The organism is Acidobacterium sp. FHG110202_01 (genome assembly GCF_059115305.1).
The window spans coordinates 113,744-130,753 of the sequence record NZ_JBZYWJ010000011.1; the positions used below are offsets into that span (position 1 = coordinate 113,744).

Below are 17,010 nucleotides of genomic sequence, written 5' to 3' on the forward strand. Positions count from 1 at the left end.
ACATGTTTCCCGAAAGAAGAGAGCCCGCCATTATAGCGGGCTCATTGTCTTAGAAGCTGAAGCGCGCTCCGAATTCACCGGTGAACGACCGTGGAATGACGGTGCTGTTCGGCGTGATGAAGTCGGTTGGCTGCAGGAAGGTATTTTGGGTGGAATCAGTGCTGTAGTCACTGACATTGCCGTCAATGCTCGATCCGAAGTTTGCGCGATTGGTGAGGTCGAATCCTTGGAAGAAGAGATTGACATTGTATTTCTCAGCTATGGTGATGGTCTTGCTGATGCGGGCGTCGAGCTCAACAAATGCCGGGCCGCGATAGCTGTCGTAATTTACTTCCTGACAGGCCCCCGATTCAAGGCACGGCCCATAATTGCTCTTTCCAATGCCTGCAAAGGCGACATAGCTGGCTGCATTCTTTTTGGCTCCAGCCGGAATGATCGCATGCGGACTGCTGGCGCCGCTTCCAACACCCCAAAGATCACTGGATGATTGGATGATATCCACCGGGCGTCCTGAACCGATCTGGAAGATGGGTGAAACATCGATCTTCCAGGGCAGGGAAATCGTGCCGGCTGCGGTCAGATGATGCGTCTCGTCATTAGGTGATGGGCCATAATCCTGCCTGCGGAACTGACCAAGAAAGGGATTGGTGGCCGTGTTGCGGAAGGAGGCTGCAGCGCCTTCAAAGGCCATCGCTTTTGACCATGTATAGTTTGCTGTAGCTGCGATGCGCTTCCACATCTGCTGCCGGTAGCTTACGTTCAGTCCGTCATAATAGGAGCGGCCAATCGATTTCTCGACCGCAATACGGCCAAGAACAGGCGCGTTGGCTGCGTTGAGTGCTGCCGTATAGGGACGGGGTGAACCCTGGGCAAAATATTGCAGCGGGTTTGTATTGACCGTCTTATCGTCATGCAGCCCGCGTGCCTGCACGTATTCGATTTCAACAACAGAGTGCGTGTTGGGAGCAATCTGCAGCCCAAAGTTGATCTGCTGCGTGTAGGGGTTGCGGTAATGCGGATCCATAATGCGGCCCGTCGAACCTGGTGCAAGGTCATAGCCTGCCGGCGGAATCACAGGATATGGATCCACGCCGTAACGGTACTGGCTGAGCAGAATGCCGGTGCCGGGAACAATCTGATCGCTGCCGCAGGTTGTATCTCCCGGGCCATTGCATTCAATACTGAATGTGTTGGCGAACACCTGGTTGTTGGCCTGCTGAATCATGAAGAGCGGGATGTTCTCGAAGGTCTGTCCGTAATAGAGGCCATAGCCGCCACGCACCACCAGCCGGCTGTTGCCGAAAACATCATAAGCAAAGCCGATACGGGGGCTGATGTCGAGATTGTCGTTCTTCGGCAGCCCTAAGTAGTCACCGCCGATGTTTGCAAGGTTCGGTGTATAGCCAGTGAGGTACGTTTCAGGGTTCCCGCCAGCCGGCACTGTGGGCACGCCGGTTTCCGCCGCGGCCAGCAGTTCCTGATGAGTGCGGCTGTTGCGCTGTATATCGACACCGTAGGTATCGATGTCCCGATCATAGCGAATGCCAAGGTTCAACAGCAGGCGGGGCGTTACTTTCCAGTCGTCCTGAACGTAGAGACCAAGCATTTTAGGCGAGAGATCGAAAGACGGATCGCCTGATGTTCCGGTCATGGCCTGTACAGCGCCAGGAGTCGAGAATCCTTGCGGATAGTCCGCTGTATCTGTCAGCAGGTTTTCTGCCGAATCAAAGAATTCAAATTCAGGTGTCGGGTTGTTTTCAAAGAAACCGCCGACTTGCGGCTCATAGATGAAGTCCACACCAGCACGCAGCGTATGGCTGCTGTGGCTCCAGGAGAAGTCGTCTCGGAACTGGAACTTATGCTGGCTCGACTTCTGCGGCACGTTCACATTGGTGCCGAAGCTGGTTCCATCCGGAAACAAGAAGAAAGGAGAGCGTGTCTTGGAGTCGATCAGGTTGTTCCAATATTGAAAGCCGAAGGTGAAATTGTTGATGATGTTCGGCGTGAGAACAGAGTTCAGCGTGAAGTTCGTCAAGATCAGATCATTGATGGTGAAATTGCCTTCCGTGAGATCGACCTGCGCATTTGCCTGGTCATTGTTGCTCTTGTTGTCCTGCGCAGTATAGCTGATGAATGCCTTCTCGTTCGGGCTGAAGGCATGATCGATACGGCCGTTATAACGCTTGTCATCAAACGGTGTCGGAATGGTATGTGACGGCTGTGGTGGATCGCTGAAGATCTTCAGCGTCTGGTTGGCCTGTGCGACCAGAGCAAGTTCGTTGTAAGAAACGGGGTTTACTGAAATGCTGGAGCGCTCGCGCAATCCTTCATAGGCAAAAAAACCGAAGTCTTTGTCCTTACGGATTGGTCCGCCGAAAGATCCGCCGTACTGCTGGCGGCTGTAGTCCGGCTTGGGCTGGTTGTCTTTTTCAGCGAAATAATTGTTTGTCTGGAAGTCCTGCGTCCGGAAGAAGCCGTAGAGCGCGCCGTGAAACTGGTTGGTACCTGACTTGGTCACGACATTAAGGGCCGCGCCTTCGCTACGTCCATTCGCAGCGGAAAAGCGGTTGGGGCTGATGTTGAACTCTTCGACCGCTTCAAGCGGAAGCTGCATCACGGCGCCGCCCACCGTGTTGTCTTTGTTATCGATGCCGTTGACGGTAGTGTTTGTATTTCTGCCCGTGGAGCCGTTCACCGCATAGACGGCATAGCGGTTCTTAGTGGGGTCATAGCTGTCGACCTGCTTGACGCCGGGAGCGAGAATGGCCAGGTTGGCAAAGTCACGACCGTTCAAAGGTAGAGCCTGAATCTGCTGCTGAGTAACAGCCGTCGAAACGTCGGTCTTTTCAGTATCAACCAGCTGGCTGCCTGCAGTCACTTCCACCGTCTGCGCTACCTGGCCGGTATGTATGGGGACATTGATGGTCAACGTGGTTCCCACCACCAGATGCAGGTCATTGACCTGAGCTACGCTAAACCCGCTGGCTTCTACCTGCAATTGATAAGTCCCGACCGGCAGCAGGTCGAAACGGTACTCACCCGAACCATTGGTTACAGTCTTGCGCTCGGCATTGGTTGCAGTGTTGGTTGCAGTAATAGAAGCGCCTACAACAGCGGCCCCGCTCGGATCAGTGATAACTCCAGTAATGTTGGCGGTTGCAGTAGCTTGTGCGAAAACGGTTTGCGTGTCCCCTGCGAGAACGGCAAGCCATAGAAACAGAGAAAACAGGCGCAGATGCGCTCTGTGCGTCATAGCCATAACACTCCTTCGAGAAAAGAAAATCAGCCTTGCTGTTTTGGGGCCCTAACATCTGCAAGCTCCTGGAGGAGCTTTTGTAACTGTCACTGCACTGTTACTGCGTAGACATTGGAGGGATAGTAAATCAATCAAGACAGAGTGCAACAGAAAATAATGAGGGGAATATATCGGATCGCGGCAATTTTCTGGTTACTATGAAGAGTTCGCTATAAGTCCTATTAAATAGTTTTATAACTGGTTGCCAGGCAGGTCTGTTCAATGACGAATAAGAGGCGTTAAAGCCCGTGAGTATGCTTCGTAGACCGTCTCAAAGACCGCATCCCAGGATGCGCTGAGCGCGTGCGTCCGGGCCGCTCCGCGCATTTCACAATGCCGCTCTGGATTCTGCATAAGCTGGAGAATCGCCTGGGTGAAGCCGCTGTCTTCGGCCACAAAGCCGGTTACCCCTTCCTTAATGATGTAACGCGGACCGCCATCAGGGGTAACAATCGCGGGCACGCCGGAGGCCAGTGCTTCGAGCACGACATTGCCGAATGTGTCGGTGTGCGAGGGGAAGACGAAGAGGTCCATGTTGGCATACGCGCGCGCCAGCTCTGCACCGCGCAGCACTCCGGGAAACTCGGCATTGGGAATATGCTCGCGCAGCCAGTTTTCTTCCGCCCCGTGGCCGACAATCAGAAAGCGAAAATTGCTCACACCTGCGGCCAGCAGCTCTTCGCGAATCTGCGCCAGCAAAGCGACGTTCTTCTCTACCGAAAGACGGCCAACAAAGCCAAGCACGAAATCCTTGTCGTCAGATTTGCGGTCGCGGCGCGCAGGCGAAAACAGCTCCGTATCAATGCCGCGCTGCATCAGCACACAAGGGCGATGCGCTGCATTTTCAAGAAGCCGGCAGAGATCGGGATTGGGAGCAAAGAGCACGCGGCCGATCGAATAGAACTGGGCGCTTAGAAAAAAGCTCGTATTCTCTATAGTTTCAGCAACCCTGGGCGCGGTCTTCTGCGGCAGCAGCTTCAGGAACCATTGCGCCCGCCTCGCCGCATATTCATGCACGTTGGTATGCCATGCGGCTACAAGCGGGATCCGGTAGTGGTTCGCCAGCAGAACGCCCATGAAGCCAAAGTCGCTGGGGCCTGTGATGTGGATGACGTCCGGCCGAAAATTACGCAGGATGCGGGCAACATACGGCAGATAGCGAAAAAATCCAATATCGAAGCGCAGATCTTTTTCGAGACCAAAAGAAAGCGGTCCTCGGGGAAGCTCCAGAGTCGTGAGCTGCCCTTCGGTGAGCAGGCGCGGCTTGCGGTTCCCGGCGCGGACCATGAGGAACGGCAGGTTCCGGCGGCGGACGAATACCTCGAAGTGGCGGCTGGTGTGGGCGACGCCGTTGATCTCGTGAAACGAGTCAGGGAAATAGGCCACGCGCATACAGGCGAGTGTATATGGCGGGATTGGATTCCAGATGAAATCGCGTTTAACCGGGAACTTCGCGTACCTCGGTAGCAACGCGTACGGCATCAAGTTTCTGCGGTGTCTCTTCCGTCCTCCCAAAGATCATCTTGCCCGAAGCCGTCTGCAGAACCGATGTCACGCTGATCTCCACCGAGCGCCCGATCATGCGGCGCGCATGGTCGACGACCACCATCGTTCCATCGTCGAGGTAGCCGACGCCCTGGTCGTATTCCTTGCCTTCTTTCAGGATGACGACATGCATCTTTTCGCCGGGCAGCACGACCGGCTTGAGCGAGTTGGCAAGGTCATTGATATTGAGCACCTGCACGCGATGCAGATGAGCCACTTTATTGAGATTGAAATCGTTAGTGATGATCTTGGCGTCGAGCTTCTTGGCCAGCTCGATCAGCTTGAGATCCACTTCGCGAATCTGCGGGAAATCGTCTTCGATAATCTGCACGATGAGCAGCGAATTGCCCTGCATTCGCTGCAGAACGTCGAGCCCGCGCCGTCCGCGCTGGCGCTTGGATGAGTCTGAGGAGTCGGCCACCATTTGTAACTCATGCAGAACAAATTCCGGAATAACAATAGCTCCCCCAATAAATCCGGTCTCGGCCATGTCGGCGATGCGCCCGTCGATGATCGAGCTGGTGTCAAGCAGCTTGATATCCAGCTTCCCCTGGCGTTCGCTTCCGAACAATCCACCCAGCGCGGAAAGATTGAGAAGGTCGCCCTTGCTCGCTCCTACCACCAGCCCCACATAAGACATCAGCAGCAGGACAAAAATCTCGATCAGGCTGCGCGAGTTTCCCGCGGGAAGGCTGTTCACCAATACAAGACTGAAGAGAAACGCTCCCAGGATGCCCAGAACGCTGCCCGTGACCGCGCCGATCAGGCGGCGCAGACTGAGCGAGCGCACGCGCACCTCAAAGACGATCACAATTCCGGCAATCGCTGCCCCGATGACAGCGGAAAGCACACCAGGCAGGTTGTAAGGCCGGAAGAAGTAGCAGGCAGCCGCAAATACGAGGACAAAGACAATGCGTATAAGAACGAGGTCCATGAAGAACCGGAGCCTCCCAAAATTTTCTGCCGCGTAAAAGAATAAAGTTCAAGCGGCACACGGGAGTATACGCACGCGTCTATAAGTTGGGCAAAATCAATTTTCAGAACCGGACTGGTTTGCTGGCTCAGCTTTCAATCTCGCCAAAACACGCTTTCGCGCGTAAAAAGTCAGGTTGTCGCCGTTCATGCGATAGCGGGTTACTTTCCCGAGGGCGGGTTTGAGCTTGTTCTCAAGGTCCATCGCCTGGCCGACGCAGGCCATCATGGTCGTAGCAACCGGGTGCAGCTTCAGCGAACTGCCGCTGCGGTCATAGCTTCCTGTCAGGCGATTGCACCCCGTGCTGCCTGAGACTTTATTTCCATCAGCGAACTCAAGATAAGCAGCGCGCGGCCCGGATGGAGTCACAGCTACGCCATTCAGCTCGGTCAATGTCCAGTGCGTGCCTTCAAAAGGTGTGGGTGTGTTCTGCGCGAAGGCGATTGGGGTAAAGATGAGAACAGCAAGAACAGCACGGAAAAGCATAGCAGTCCCTCCCTCGCCGCATACTCTACCAACAAAACGGCGCGCCTGAAAGCGCGCCGCTGTCTGGTGTAACTTGCTGGTCTAGTACTTCGGCAGCTTGGGATCGACGTCCGTCGCCCATGCCGTGATGCCGCCTGCAAGGTTCGCGACATTCTTGAAGCCGCTCTTCTGCAGGAACTCCGCGGCCTTCTGGCTGCGCCCGCCGGACTTGCAGTGAATCACGATCTCGCGGTTCGGGTCGAGCTCGTTGATGCGGTTGGGCAGGTCGCCAAGCGGAATCAGCGGAGCGCCGATATTGACGATCTGGTATTCATGCGGCTCGCGCACGTCGAGGACAAAGACGTCTTCGCCGGCATCGAGCCTGCGCTTCAGTTCAACAGGAGTAATTTGCGGTATTCCGTTTTGCATAGAGGCCGGTTTCTGTTCAGGAACAATACCACAGAACTGTTGATAGTCGATGAGCTTGGTCACCGTCGGATGCGTTCCGCACACCGGGCAGTCGGGGTTCTTGCGCAGCTTCAGCTCACGGAACTTCATCCCCAGCGTTTCCACCAGCAGCAGGCGTCCAATCAGCGGATCGCCCTTGCCGAGAATCAGCTTGATGACTTCCGTTGCCTGAATCACGCCCAGCAGTCCGGGCAGAATGCCGAGCACGCCGCCTTCCGCGCACGAAGGAACAAGCCCCGGCGGTGGCGGTTCGGGATAGAGGCAGCGATAGCACGGGCCGTCTTTGGTGGCGAAGACGCTGGCCTGGCCCTCAAAACGGAAGATCGACGCATAGGCATTCGGCTTATTGCCGCTGAGCACGCAGGCGTCGTTCACCAAATAGCGCGTCGGGAAGTTGTCCGTGCCGTCGGCAACGATGTCGTAATCCTTGATGATCTCGAGCGCGTTCTCGCTGGTCAGCATCGTCTCGTGTTTCACGATGTTCAGATAGGGATTGAGCGCCTGCAGCTTATCCGCAGCCGAGTCAATCTTCGGCCGGCCCACATCCTTCGTGCTATGGATGATCTGCCGCTGCAGGTTGCTCTCATCGACCACATCAAAATCCACCAGTCCGAGCGTGCCGATTCCAGCCGCCGCCAGGTAGAAGGTGAGTGGCGCGCCGAGTCCACCGGTACCGACGCAGAGGACCTTCGCCGCCTTCAGCTTCTCCTGACCCTCCAGGCCCACTTCGGGCAGAATCAGGTGCCGCGAGTAGCGGGCAATTTCCTCATTGCTAAGTTGTGGCTGCGCCACTTTTTCTTCTGTAAGAGTTGGCATGTTTACCTCAAATCATTTGTCGGCGCGAACATCACGCCACCACTAGTTGTCATCCTGAGCGAAGCGAAGGACCCGCAGTTAGGCGCCAAAGGCGCGTATCGCTGGACGCGCAGTCCCGCCGGCGATGGACGGGATAATCGACAACGAATCCGCGTCCGTCACCGTGGTTGCTTCCTTTTCCGGCAGATAGCGCACGTCTTCGTCATTCAAATAGACATTCACAAACGCGCGCAGCTTACCTTCATCAGAGTACAGATGCTTCTTCAGGTCAGGATGCTGCGTAGTGAGCGCGCTGAGAGCCTCGCTCACGGTGCTGGCTTTCACCTGTACGGCATCCTGCTTGTCGACATATACGCGCAAAGGCGTGGGGATAAAAATCTTCATCGTACAAATCCTTTCATTGGTGCATTCGGTTGGAACGGAGGCAGCAGTGAGTCGGCCCGGCGGTCAACATCGCCCGGCTACCGGCTCCTCTACCTGCACGGCTTCGTCCTCAAAGGATTTGTCCTCTTCGCTCGTCCCCGCAAGAAAGAACGAGTTGGTCTGCTTAGCAATTCCTTTTTCGACCGCAGTAATGACATACGAGCAGCCCAGCCAGTGTGCTTCAGCAAAATCCGTCTTCGACCACTGCGCCGGATGGTCCGGGTGCGAGTGATAGAAGCCTACAATGTCGAGCCCGCGCTCGCGGCCCTGCCGCTGGATGCGCACCAGTTCCTGCGGCGCAATGTTGTAGCGGTTATGCGCCGAGTCTGTGCGTGTATTGCCCGCGCGTACCGCGTCTTCCACCTCGTTCACGCCGTCGCGGGAGCGGCCCAGCAGCACACCACAACACTCATGCGGATAAGTCTCTTCGCCATGTTTCCGCAGTGCGTTGTAGATCGATTCGCTGAGCTTGAGCATTGCTTACTCTTCCTCCCAGAAGCGTTCGCTAAGGTACTTATCTGCCGAATCCGGCAGGATGGTCACAATCATCCCCTCACGGCCCGCCGCAGCCTCTTCTTCGGCGATCTTTAGAGATGCCGCCACCGCCGCTGCTGCCGATACGCCAACCAGCAGGCCCTCGGTACGGGCAAGCAGCTTTGCCGTGCGATAGGCGGTTTCCGTGGACATCTCAATATCACGATCAGCCAGTGACGCGTCGTAAATCGTCGGAACAATCGCCGTTGCCATATGCTTCAGGCCTTCCAGGCCATTAAAAGGCGAGTCCGGCTGCATGGAAATGCATTGAATCTTCGGATTCAATTCCTTCAGGCGGCGCGTCGTTCCGACAAAGGTACCGCTGGTGCCGAGCCCTGCGACGAAGTGCGTAAGCTGTCCCGCAGTCTGCTGCCAGATTTCGTCGGCTGTCCCGCGATAGTGCGCCTGCCAGTTGGCATCATTGCCATATTGGTCGGCGTAATAATATTTTTCCGGCTCTGCGGCAGCCAGTTCGCGCGCCTTGCGGATCGCCCCATCAGAGCCGTCATTCGGATCTGTCCAGACCACGTTGGCGCCGTATGCGTTCAGAATTCTTTTGCGCTCGGGCGAGACATTCGACGGCACGCAAAGAGTCACCGGAAAGCCCATGGCCGCGCCCAGCATGGCATACGCAATGCCGGTATTGCCGCTGGTGGCGTCGAGCAGGTGCTGGCCCTTGCCCAGCTTGCCCTGCTTCATCGCCGCAGCCACAATCGACGACGCAGCACGGTCTTTCACCGATCCGCCGGGATTGGTCCACTCCGCCTTGCCCAGAATCTGGATTCCGGACAGGTGCGCAGCCACACGTTCCAGACGCACCAGGGGTGTATTGCCGATGCGATCCAGGAGCGTCGTGCCCGTCAGTTGCGTCATAGTAGCCATAGGCGAATGTAATTGCAGCCGGCCGCGCAATGTGCGAGAGTGAAAGTACGCGGCAGCCTACATTTAAGTTTAGCCTTTGCCGCACCTTTACCGCTATGCCTAGGAAGACAAAGCAGCTTACTTTCGATGAAGTCCTCGCGAACCTTCGCGGTTCTCAATTTGATGTTCGTGAGGTCCCCGGAGTCGCAGGGCGCTATCAGGCGCAGAAAAATAACTGCGCCGCGGTGCTTGCCCGCGTGGACAAGGGAGACAGCCCCGCGGCCGTCGTACAGGGCCCCGGCATTCTGCTCGGCGGCGAAATCGCCCATCTGCTCGACCGCGGATTTCAGAAATTCCTGAAAACGAGCCGCCTGGAGATCACGGCAACCGCCGACCACCTGAAGGCCCTGCACCACTTCAGCGAGGAGCTGAAGGAGGCCATAGGCGCGCCCAGTCTGTACAACGAGTCAATCGGCACGACCAGCACCGACTACTTCTACGACCGCGTAAAGGGCCGCGATAAGAGTCCGATCCCACGCTCGCCCGCGCCCTGGGATTCGGCCAACGCGCATTAAGGGACTGGCCGTCCAGGCAACCGCACCGGGTGCCCCATCCTTTCGTCGCGGTGTTCGATGAAAGGGTGGGAGAGCAAGAAACTTTGAGTCCATGAGAATCCACCGCCGATGGACGATTGTATGCACACTCTTCGCTGGATTCCTGTCCGCCCAGCCCCACTCTGATCCCGCGCATTCTGAAAGCAAGCAGCGCGATATTTACGCCATCTACTCAGCCGTGATGCCTGGCGCCGTCTTCGCCAATCTTGGCCCGGGCCAGAACCAGCGATGGGCTATCGCAGACACGACAGTCAACATCGATGACATGAATCCAAAGCTAGCGCCAGATGCGGCGCTCAAGCCGCCCGGCTACGATCCCAAGCCATTTCAGGAAGCCCTGGCCGACTTCAACGCACGGAAGTACCAGCGCGAGACGCTTACGCCCAGCCTTCACCTCGATCGCCCCTACACGCTGCTCTCATCAGCAGACGCAAATGAGTTCCGCAACGCGCTCGCATCTGCCACAGCCGGCAACGCGACGAAGCTCAAATATGCAGGCTATCCCGGAGTGACATATTTCAGCGATGTCTACTTCGACGCGCACCGCTCAGCCGCGCTGGTCTATATGCTCGATTGGTGCGGAAGCCTCTGCAACCAGGGCGAATGGATCTACCTCGAAAAGCAGAACGGCCGCTGGATACAGCGCTCAGGCCAGGCTGCAGTCGTTTCCGGCGCCCATCCCTAGTAGCGCACTGGCCTTTTTCTTGTTTGTCATCCTGAGCGGAGCGCAGCGTAGTCGAAGGACTTGTTTCTCGCCTCGGTTGCCCTAACCCCGGGTGCCCCAGGTTCGCGAATCGGGGTCCCCGACACGCGCGATTTTCGCGTGTTGGGGTGAGAAGCTAACCTGGGATCCTTCGCAGGACATCAAAAGTGGCATCACGAACGTTTCGCCCGTTCCCGCTGCAACTCCCGATACACATCGCTCTTCGAAAGCCCGCGCTCACGCGCAACGCGCTTCAAAGCATCTTTTTCATCGAGATTTTCCGCCTGCTGCAATGCAGCAACACGTTCCTCAATGCTGCCGGACGAGACATCCTGCGACAAGGCACGAGCCTCAACCAGCAGCGTAATCTCGCCGCGAACACGCTCGCGTTCTTTGAGCGCTGCGGCAACTTCAGACACACCGCCGCGCAAAAATTCCTCATGAAGCTTGGTCAATTCGCGCGCAACCGCAACGCGGCAGTCCTTTCCCCATACGGCCTCAACATCGCCAAGTGTTTCCAGAATGCGATGCGGTGCTTCATAGAAAACAAGCGTTGTGCCATCTTCAGCGCTCGAAGCCAGCTGCTCTAGCTCCGCGCGGCGTGCGCCCGCCTTCGCAGGCAGGAATCCAATAAAGAGAAACCGCTCCGTATTCAGTCCGGAAGCCACCAGCGCACTCAGTGCCGCATTCGCGCCGGGAATGGGATAAACGGTAATACCTTCTTTGATAGCCGCAGCAGCAAGCTGCATTCCCGGATCAGAGATTCCCGGCATGCCCGCATCGGAAACGACAGCGATGCGCGAGCCCTGCTTCAGCGCAGCAAGAAGCTCCGGAATCCGCTCAGCCTCATTGTGTTCATGTGAGCTGATGGTCGGCGTCGTGATGCCGAAGTGGTTCAGCAGCTTCTGCGTCTGGCGCGTGTCTTCGCAGGCAATGCGGTCTGCCGAGCGCAGCACGCGAAGGGCGCGCAGAGTAATGTCTTCAAGATTGCCGATCGGCGTGCCGACAAGATAGAGGCCAGGTGCAAGGGGTCGGTCAGGCACGGATTCAAATTCATCTGGCATGAACTGGGTTTCGATTACTCTGTGCTCTCCGTGTCCTCTGTGGTGAGAAATGTCTATGCGTCGCGTTTCAACCGCCGATGTTCAGCCAGCATTCCCATGCTGTGCATCAGGTTCTGCAGAGTCACAATGCCCACGACTCTTCCGCCTTCCGTCACCGGAACCAGAGACATACGTCCGCCCGCCATGCGACGGATCATCAGGCCGAGCGAATCTTCAGGCTGCGCCACCTGGAACGCGCGCGACATAATCGACTGTACGTATCCGTTGCCTTCGCTGCGCAGCGCTTCGACAATCCCCTGGCGCGAAACAATGCCGACAAGATTCGCGCCGCGCACCACGGGAAACTCGTCCTGCAGGCTGTGAATGGCCTTGTAAAGCGCGTCTTCCAGCGTGTCCGAGGGCGAGAGCGTAGCGAAGTCCGTCAGCATCACATCGCGCATCGTGACCGTGTCCACAACCGACTGGAACATCAATCCCTGGTCTTCGAGCTGCGCTCCCACAAAGATGAAGAAGCCGCCCATGATGAGCCACGGGCTCAAACCCGTCCCCAGCGGGGAATTGGGAATAAAGAGCAGCGCGATGCCGCCAAGCACGGCAACAAGGCCGATCATCTGGCCGATTCCGGATGCCGCGCGCGTAGCCTGCGCTCCGCCGCGCGAGCGGATGAATCCGCTGCGCAGCATGCGTCCTGCATCGAGCGGATAAGCGGGAATGAAATTCAGCGCGCCCAGGATGACGTTGAGCCATACCGTCGAGCGCATCAGGTGCAGCGGCGTCACCAGTGGCTTGGCAAAGACAGGCACATGGGGCGAAGCTCCCGCAATCAGCGCTCCCACTGCCAGCGCAAAGCCAAAATTCGCCAGCGGCCCCACAAGCGCCATCGACGCTTGCACTCCGCCTTCGCCGGCGCGCTCCGCGCTGTCAGGATTCGCATAGGAAAAGAGCCCGCCAATGGGCAGCAAAAGAATGCTGCGCAGCTGCACGCCATGGTAGGCAGCCGCAATCACGCGCGCGATTTCGCGCACAAACACAGCAAGCAGCAGCAGGAGCCACAGCATCACCGCGCGCCACACCGCTACATGCACCAGATTCGCGGAAAGCAGACAGAGCGCCAGCAGAAGCAGAAAAAATGTGTGGATGCGTAAGTCCACGCCCATCCATCGCCCTAGCGGAAATGCCCAGCCGCGCATGCTTGTCGTCCTCTTTCCTTAAAGCCTGCTTCAGTAATTGTAGAATGCCCGCCTCTTGAAAACGAACGCGCACCGGTGAGCTACGATCAGAGTCGATGCGCGTCATCGCAGGAACATACCGCTCCCGCACACTTACTGCTCCGCGAGGACTCGATACACGGCCCACGAGCGACCGCCTGCGCGAGACGCTGTTCAACGTGCTCGCACCGCGCATCGAAGGCGCTGCGTTTCTCGATTTGTATGCAGGCTCCGGCGCAAATGGAATCGAAGCCCTGAGCCGCGGAGCAAGGCAGGTAGTCTTTGTGGAAAAGGCTGCGCCGGCCATTGCCGCGATCCGCGCAAATCTAACCTCACTCGGAATTCGCGAAGGCTGGCAGCTTGAAACCCGCAGTGTTGCGGCAACGTTGAAGCGACTCAAGGAGCAAGGGCAGTCCTTCGGTATGATTTTCCTCGACCCTCCATACAAAGCTGCGGAAGAATATGCGCTGGTACTCGGAATGCTTAGCAGTGAATGCAGAAAGCTGCTGATGCCCGAAGCGATCGTGATCGCCGAACATCATCGCAAACAGAAACTCGAGCCAGCATATGAAGGCCTCCATCGCTACCGGCTGCTCGAACAAGGAGACGCCGCGCTGAGTTTTTATTCAGCCATACATTCGAAATAAATTTATAGCCAGGCACTTTAATTGTAGCTACAATTAAAGTGTGATCGTATGGGACGAGGCGAAGCGAAAGGCCAATCTCAAGAAACATGGACTGGATTTCGCCGATGCTCACCTGGTTTACGAGAACCCGGAGAAGCTCACCATTGAGTCGACTCGTAACAATGAGATCAGATACATGGATGTTGCCATAGTAGATGTGCTCGGTGTCGTGCTTGCTCTGGTCTATGTAGAACGAGATTTAGATGTGCGTGTGATTTCTTTTCGCCACGCATCTCGCAGGGAAAGGAGACGTTATGAAAAAGCACGCGCAGAAGAGCGAGACTGACTGGGAGCGAGTACGAGCATACAAGGAAGGCGATCATATTCCCTACGATCCGGAAGATGGTCCCTACGATCCGAATGATGATGCGGCCGTCGATGCTTATTGGGATCAGGCAACCATCATTCACGGCCGCGGCCAGCGCGGCCCGCAGAAGGCCCCGACGAAGCAGCTGGTTTCATTGCGTCTCTCGCCCGAAGTGCTGGAGCACTTCAAGGCCACTGGCCCGGGCTGGCAAACGCGCATCGATCAGACACTGAAATCGGCCATCCGGAAAAAGAAAACCGCCTAGGTGCTTCCCGCACGGGGATACGCACCTTCGGTGCCATTTGGTCGCAGGCTATTGTTGACTATTTATCCCGCCGGTATGCTCACCGGTCCTGAGATCAATCACAAACGGCACGTCCTTGTCCGTCATCAGGTCCCAGCCCAGGCCGCAGAGCGTGTGATCGACAATGTCGGTGATCTCGACACCTTCCCACGAAAGCCGCTGCGACTGCCACGCCTGCCCATCGCGTCCCCAGGCAAGGATGGAGTGGTGCCCGACAAAGAGTAAAAGTTCTTGTTCGACGAGAGCACGCACCGCAAGCACAGGGCGATAGGGAACCATGCTCCATTGCTCAGGCTGAAGCGTGTCGATGAGGTAAGCGTAACCTCCGGAGACGGCGCAGAGCCAGTCAGTATGCGGGCAGCTCCAAACGCCCGTAGGCGCAGTCGGATCGGCAAAGCCCACGGCACAGGTCGCCAGAAATTTCTCGCCATTCTCAGGCTTGACGAGCAGTTCAAGAGCGCCGCGTTCGACTTCTTCCACCTGCTTGGGGTAGATAAACTGCCGCGCAGGAGCAATCAGAGGACGCTTCTCCAGAACCTCGACCGACCAGCTATGCGGAAAAGAGAGATCGATCACCGGCTTGGCTGCAATGCTCATGCGCCCAAAAACATCTCCACCCGCTCCCGCACACTCAAAACATGCACAGGAAGCGACAATCCACTGCCTTCCTCAAAAATAGGAATCAGCTTGTCGAACTCCGGTCCCGAATGCGCTCCCGTCAGCGCAATGCGGACGGGATGAAACAGGTCTTTGCCCTTGGCTCCGGTCTCGGCTTTGGTCTCATTCATCCAGGCCTTAAAGAGTTCCGGAGTCACCGCGCCTTCATGTCCGCGAACGCGCTGGGCAAAAGCCGCAAGCACTTTCTGCGCTGCTTCTGATCCGAGAATCGCTTCATTCTCGGCATTGCCTCGCGCCGCAGCCGGATCAAAGCGAAAAACAAACTGCGCCTTTTCCGGCAGCTGCTCCAGGCGATCGACAGCCGGCAGAAAGAGCGCGACCAGTTTGCCGAACCACATAACAATGTCCTGATCGGCAGCAGCCTGCGCAGGCAAGAGACCAAGTTTCTCAAAATAAGGCCATGCCAGTTCCAGAATGCGCGCAGGGTCGGCGAGCTTCAGATAGTGCCGGTTCAACCAGTGCAGCTTGTCGAAATCGAAGACCGCAGGCGAAGCCGTCACGCGCTCCAGCTTGAATTCCTTCACCAGCTCCTCCGGCGTGAAGGTCTCGCGCGTGCCGCCCTCAGCGCCCCATCCCAGCAGCGCCAGATAATTTACCAGCGCCTCGGGCAGAATGCCCATCTCGCGAAAACTGGCAATCGAAGTAGCACCGTGGCGTTTCGAAAGCCGCTCGCGGTCGCTGCCCAGAATCGTCGACAGATGCGCAAACTGCGGCACCGGCCAGTCGAAGGCCTCGTAGATCGCCACCTGCTTGGGAGTATTCGAGATGTGGTCATCGCCGCGAATCACATGCGTAATCTCCATCAGCGCGTCATCGACCGCGACAACATAGTTATAGACTGGCATGCCGCTTGATCGGACAAGGATCGGGTCGCTGACCGTCTCATTCGAAAACTCAACATCGCCGCGGACAATATCGTGAAAGCGCAAAGGCTTTTCCGGAATGCGCAAACGGACCGCAAACAGCTCGCCCGCCGCAGCACGCGCATCGGAATCCGCCTTCGCAATCGCGCGGCACTTGCCGGAATACACCTGCGGGCGGTGCTCAGCGACAGCGCGCAGTCGGTCAGCCTCGAGCTCTTCAAAGGTGCAGAAGCAGCGATAAGCCTTGCCTTCGCTTAAAAGCTGGTCGGTATGTGTGCGATAAATATCGAGTCGTTCTGACTGCCGATACGGAGCATACGGCCCGCCAATCTCCGGCCCCTCATCCCAGTCCAGCCCAAGCCAGCGCAGGTCTTCGATCAGTTGCGCCTCGTGCTCTTCCTTGCTGCGCTCAACGTCCGTGTCTTCAATGCGGAGAATGAAATCGCCACCCGCATGGCGAGCCACCAGCCAGTTGTAAAGCGCTGTGCGGGCATTGCCTACATGCAGCAATCCCGTCGGCGAAGGCGCGAAACGAACGCGCGTCCTGTTCGTATGCATAACTATTTCGAGAGTATCAAGATTTGTCTCCGGCGGGTCCTGCGCGGACGGCGGTCTTTGCCAGACGGGCACACAACGGAGAAGTCCCATTCACAAACTGAATGGGGACTTCTCCGTTGCGAATATCTACCATGCGAGTTCTTGTACTAGGCGGTGTCTGCCGAATCCACGGAGGCAATGGTTTTGAAAGGGCACGGCTTTAGCCGTGCCGGAAGTGGCAAAAATATGTCTGGGCTTTAGCCCCTGAGGAATCGTTTTTCATCGCCAATCATGCAGTATTCGATTCGCCAGACACTGCCTTAGAGCGAATTAGTTTTTAGTGCAATCTCTAAACAGATTGTCATTCCGGCGGGAGCAAAATGTAGCGGAGGTACCTGCAGTCTCTTTCCGATTACACTATTTCTTAATCCAGCCTAATCAGTCGGCGGAAGGTAGCAGATGCTTTAGGACAGAGGCGTTCATTCCACGCGATGCAGCCTGTTTGGCAACGCGGTCACAGAAATTCTGAAACTCCGCTGAATTCAGCTGCCGCAGGCGCGCATATTCCTGTGCGGAGAGCGGCACACCAACATCCCGCTGTGCTGCATTCAGCAATGTAGCCAAGCCTTGTTTGGCTTCGGTAACAGAGGAGGATTTCATAAGAAT

At 56.9% G+C, this 17,010-nt stretch carries 18 protein-coding genes; 5 read left to right on the forward strand and 13 right to left on the reverse strand.

Annotated features, from left to right (window positions below):
- Window positions 1-49: 49 nt before the first annotated feature.
- The 8 genes from AC5S16_RS21280 to AC5S16_RS21315 all read right to left on the reverse strand — a co-directional run bounded on the left by AC5S16_RS21280 (window position 50) and on the right by AC5S16_RS21315 (window position 9,401).
- Entirely contained in the window at window positions 50-3,253 is a 3,204-nt protein-coding gene (locus tag AC5S16_RS21280; protein WP_493932131.1) for a TonB-dependent receptor, read from the reverse strand.
- 261 nt (window positions 3,254-3,514) lie between these two features.
- Complete coding sequence (locus tag AC5S16_RS21285) at window positions 3,515-4,777, reverse strand: glycosyltransferase (RefSeq protein ID WP_493932132.1); 1,263 nt, start codon at window positions 4,775-4,777, stop codon at window positions 3,515-3,517.
- On the reverse strand, window positions 4,734-5,774 hold the full coding sequence (locus tag AC5S16_RS21290; protein WP_493932133.1) for a PIN/TRAM domain-containing protein: 1,041 nt from the start codon (window positions 5,772-5,774) through the stop codon (window positions 4,734-4,736). Before AC5S16_RS21290 ends, AC5S16_RS21285 begins: the two co-directional genes overlap by 44 nt.
- Before the next feature lie 96 nt (window positions 5,775-5,870).
- Window positions 5,871-6,299, reverse strand: a complete 429-nt coding sequence (locus tag AC5S16_RS21295; protein WP_493932134.1) for an META domain-containing protein — start codon at window positions 6,297-6,299, stop codon at window positions 5,871-5,873.
- Between the two features lie 81 nt (window positions 6,300-6,380).
- Window positions 6,381-7,562: a molybdopterin-synthase adenylyltransferase MoeB gene (gene moeB, locus AC5S16_RS21300; RefSeq protein ID WP_493932135.1), complete on the reverse strand. Its 1,182-nt coding sequence runs from the start codon at window positions 7,560-7,562 to the stop codon at window positions 6,381-6,383.
- A 78-nt stretch (window positions 7,563-7,640) separates the two neighbouring features.
- Complete coding sequence (locus AC5S16_RS21305) at window positions 7,641-7,946, reverse strand: MoaD/ThiS family protein (RefSeq protein ID WP_493932136.1); 306 nt, start codon at window positions 7,944-7,946, stop codon at window positions 7,641-7,643.
- 63 nt (window positions 7,947-8,009) lie between these two features.
- The gene (locus AC5S16_RS21310) at window positions 8,010-8,462 is read right to left on the reverse strand and encodes a M67 family metallopeptidase (RefSeq protein ID WP_493932137.1); all 453 of its coding nucleotides are present in this window, start codon (window positions 8,460-8,462) and stop codon (window positions 8,010-8,012) included.
- A 3-nt stretch (window positions 8,463-8,465) separates the two neighbouring features.
- The gene (locus tag AC5S16_RS21315) at window positions 8,466-9,401 is read right to left on the reverse strand and encodes a PLP-dependent cysteine synthase family protein (protein WP_493932138.1); all 936 of its coding nucleotides are present in this window, start codon (window positions 9,399-9,401) and stop codon (window positions 8,466-8,468) included.
- A 95-nt stretch (window positions 9,402-9,496) separates the two neighbouring features.
- On the opposite strand from AC5S16_RS21315, the gene AC5S16_RS21320 reads away from it, so the two are divergent.
- Window positions 9,497-9,955, forward strand: a complete 459-nt coding sequence (locus AC5S16_RS21320) for a hypothetical protein (RefSeq protein ID WP_493932139.1) — start codon at window positions 9,497-9,499, stop codon at window positions 9,953-9,955.
- Window positions 9,956-10,046: 91 nt separating this feature from the next.
- Window positions 10,047-10,679 (forward strand): hypothetical protein, encoded by a 633-nt coding sequence (locus tag AC5S16_RS21325; RefSeq protein ID WP_493932140.1) that lies wholly within the window; start codon window positions 10,047-10,049, stop codon window positions 10,677-10,679.
- A 191-nt stretch (window positions 10,680-10,870) separates the two neighbouring features.
- Here the strand turns inward: AC5S16_RS21325 and rsmI are convergent, their stop codons facing one another.
- Both rsmI and AC5S16_RS21335 read right to left on the reverse strand, forming a co-directional pair.
- Window positions 10,871-11,761: a 16S rRNA (cytidine(1402)-2'-O)-methyltransferase gene (gene rsmI, locus AC5S16_RS21330; RefSeq protein WP_493932141.1), complete on the reverse strand. Its 891-nt coding sequence runs from the start codon at window positions 11,759-11,761 to the stop codon at window positions 10,871-10,873.
- Window positions 11,762-11,814: 53 nt separating this feature from the next.
- On the reverse strand, window positions 11,815-12,951 hold the full coding sequence (locus AC5S16_RS21335; protein ID WP_493932142.1) for a CBS domain-containing protein: 1,137 nt from the start codon (window positions 12,949-12,951) through the stop codon (window positions 11,815-11,817).
- Between the two features lie 95 nt (window positions 12,952-13,046).
- Between AC5S16_RS21335 and rsmD the strand changes: the two genes are divergently transcribed.
- Genes rsmD through AC5S16_RS21350 form a run of 3 tightly spaced genes read left to right on the forward strand, consistent with a single transcriptional unit; the run spans window position 13,047 to window position 14,227 of the window.
- Window positions 13,047-13,616, forward strand: coding sequence for a 16S rRNA (guanine(966)-N(2))-methyltransferase RsmD (rsmD, locus tag AC5S16_RS21340; RefSeq protein WP_493932143.1), 570 nt, complete (start codon window positions 13,047-13,049; stop codon window positions 13,614-13,616).
- Between the two features lie 40 nt (window positions 13,617-13,656).
- Window positions 13,657-13,941, forward strand: coding sequence for a BrnT family toxin (locus AC5S16_RS21345; RefSeq protein ID WP_493932144.1), 285 nt, complete (start codon window positions 13,657-13,659; stop codon window positions 13,939-13,941).
- Window positions 13,910-14,227, forward strand: a complete 318-nt coding sequence (locus AC5S16_RS21350; RefSeq protein WP_493932145.1) for a BrnA antitoxin family protein — start codon at window positions 13,910-13,912, stop codon at window positions 14,225-14,227. The genes AC5S16_RS21345 and AC5S16_RS21350 overlap by 32 nt, the downstream gene beginning before the upstream one ends.
- A gap of 48 nt (window positions 14,228-14,275) precedes the next feature.
- Here the strand turns inward: AC5S16_RS21350 and AC5S16_RS21355 are convergent, their stop codons facing one another.
- From AC5S16_RS21355 to AC5S16_RS21365, 3 genes are all read right to left on the reverse strand, one after another.
- Window positions 14,276-14,863 carry a hypothetical protein gene (locus tag AC5S16_RS21355; RefSeq protein WP_493932146.1) on the reverse strand — a complete coding sequence of 196 codons (588 nt, stop codon included), beginning with the start codon at window positions 14,861-14,863 and terminating at the stop codon, window positions 14,276-14,278.
- Entirely contained in the window at window positions 14,860-16,365 is a 1,506-nt protein-coding gene (gene gltX, locus AC5S16_RS21360; RefSeq protein WP_493932147.1) for a glutamate--tRNA ligase, read from the reverse strand. Before gltX ends, AC5S16_RS21355 begins: the two co-directional genes overlap by 4 nt.
- Before the next feature lie 417 nt (window positions 16,366-16,782).
- The gene (locus AC5S16_RS21365) at window positions 16,783-17,004 is read right to left on the reverse strand and encodes a hypothetical protein (protein WP_493932148.1); all 222 of its coding nucleotides are present in this window, start codon (window positions 17,002-17,004) and stop codon (window positions 16,783-16,785) included.
- Between the last annotated feature and the right edge of the window lie 6 nt (window positions 17,005-17,010).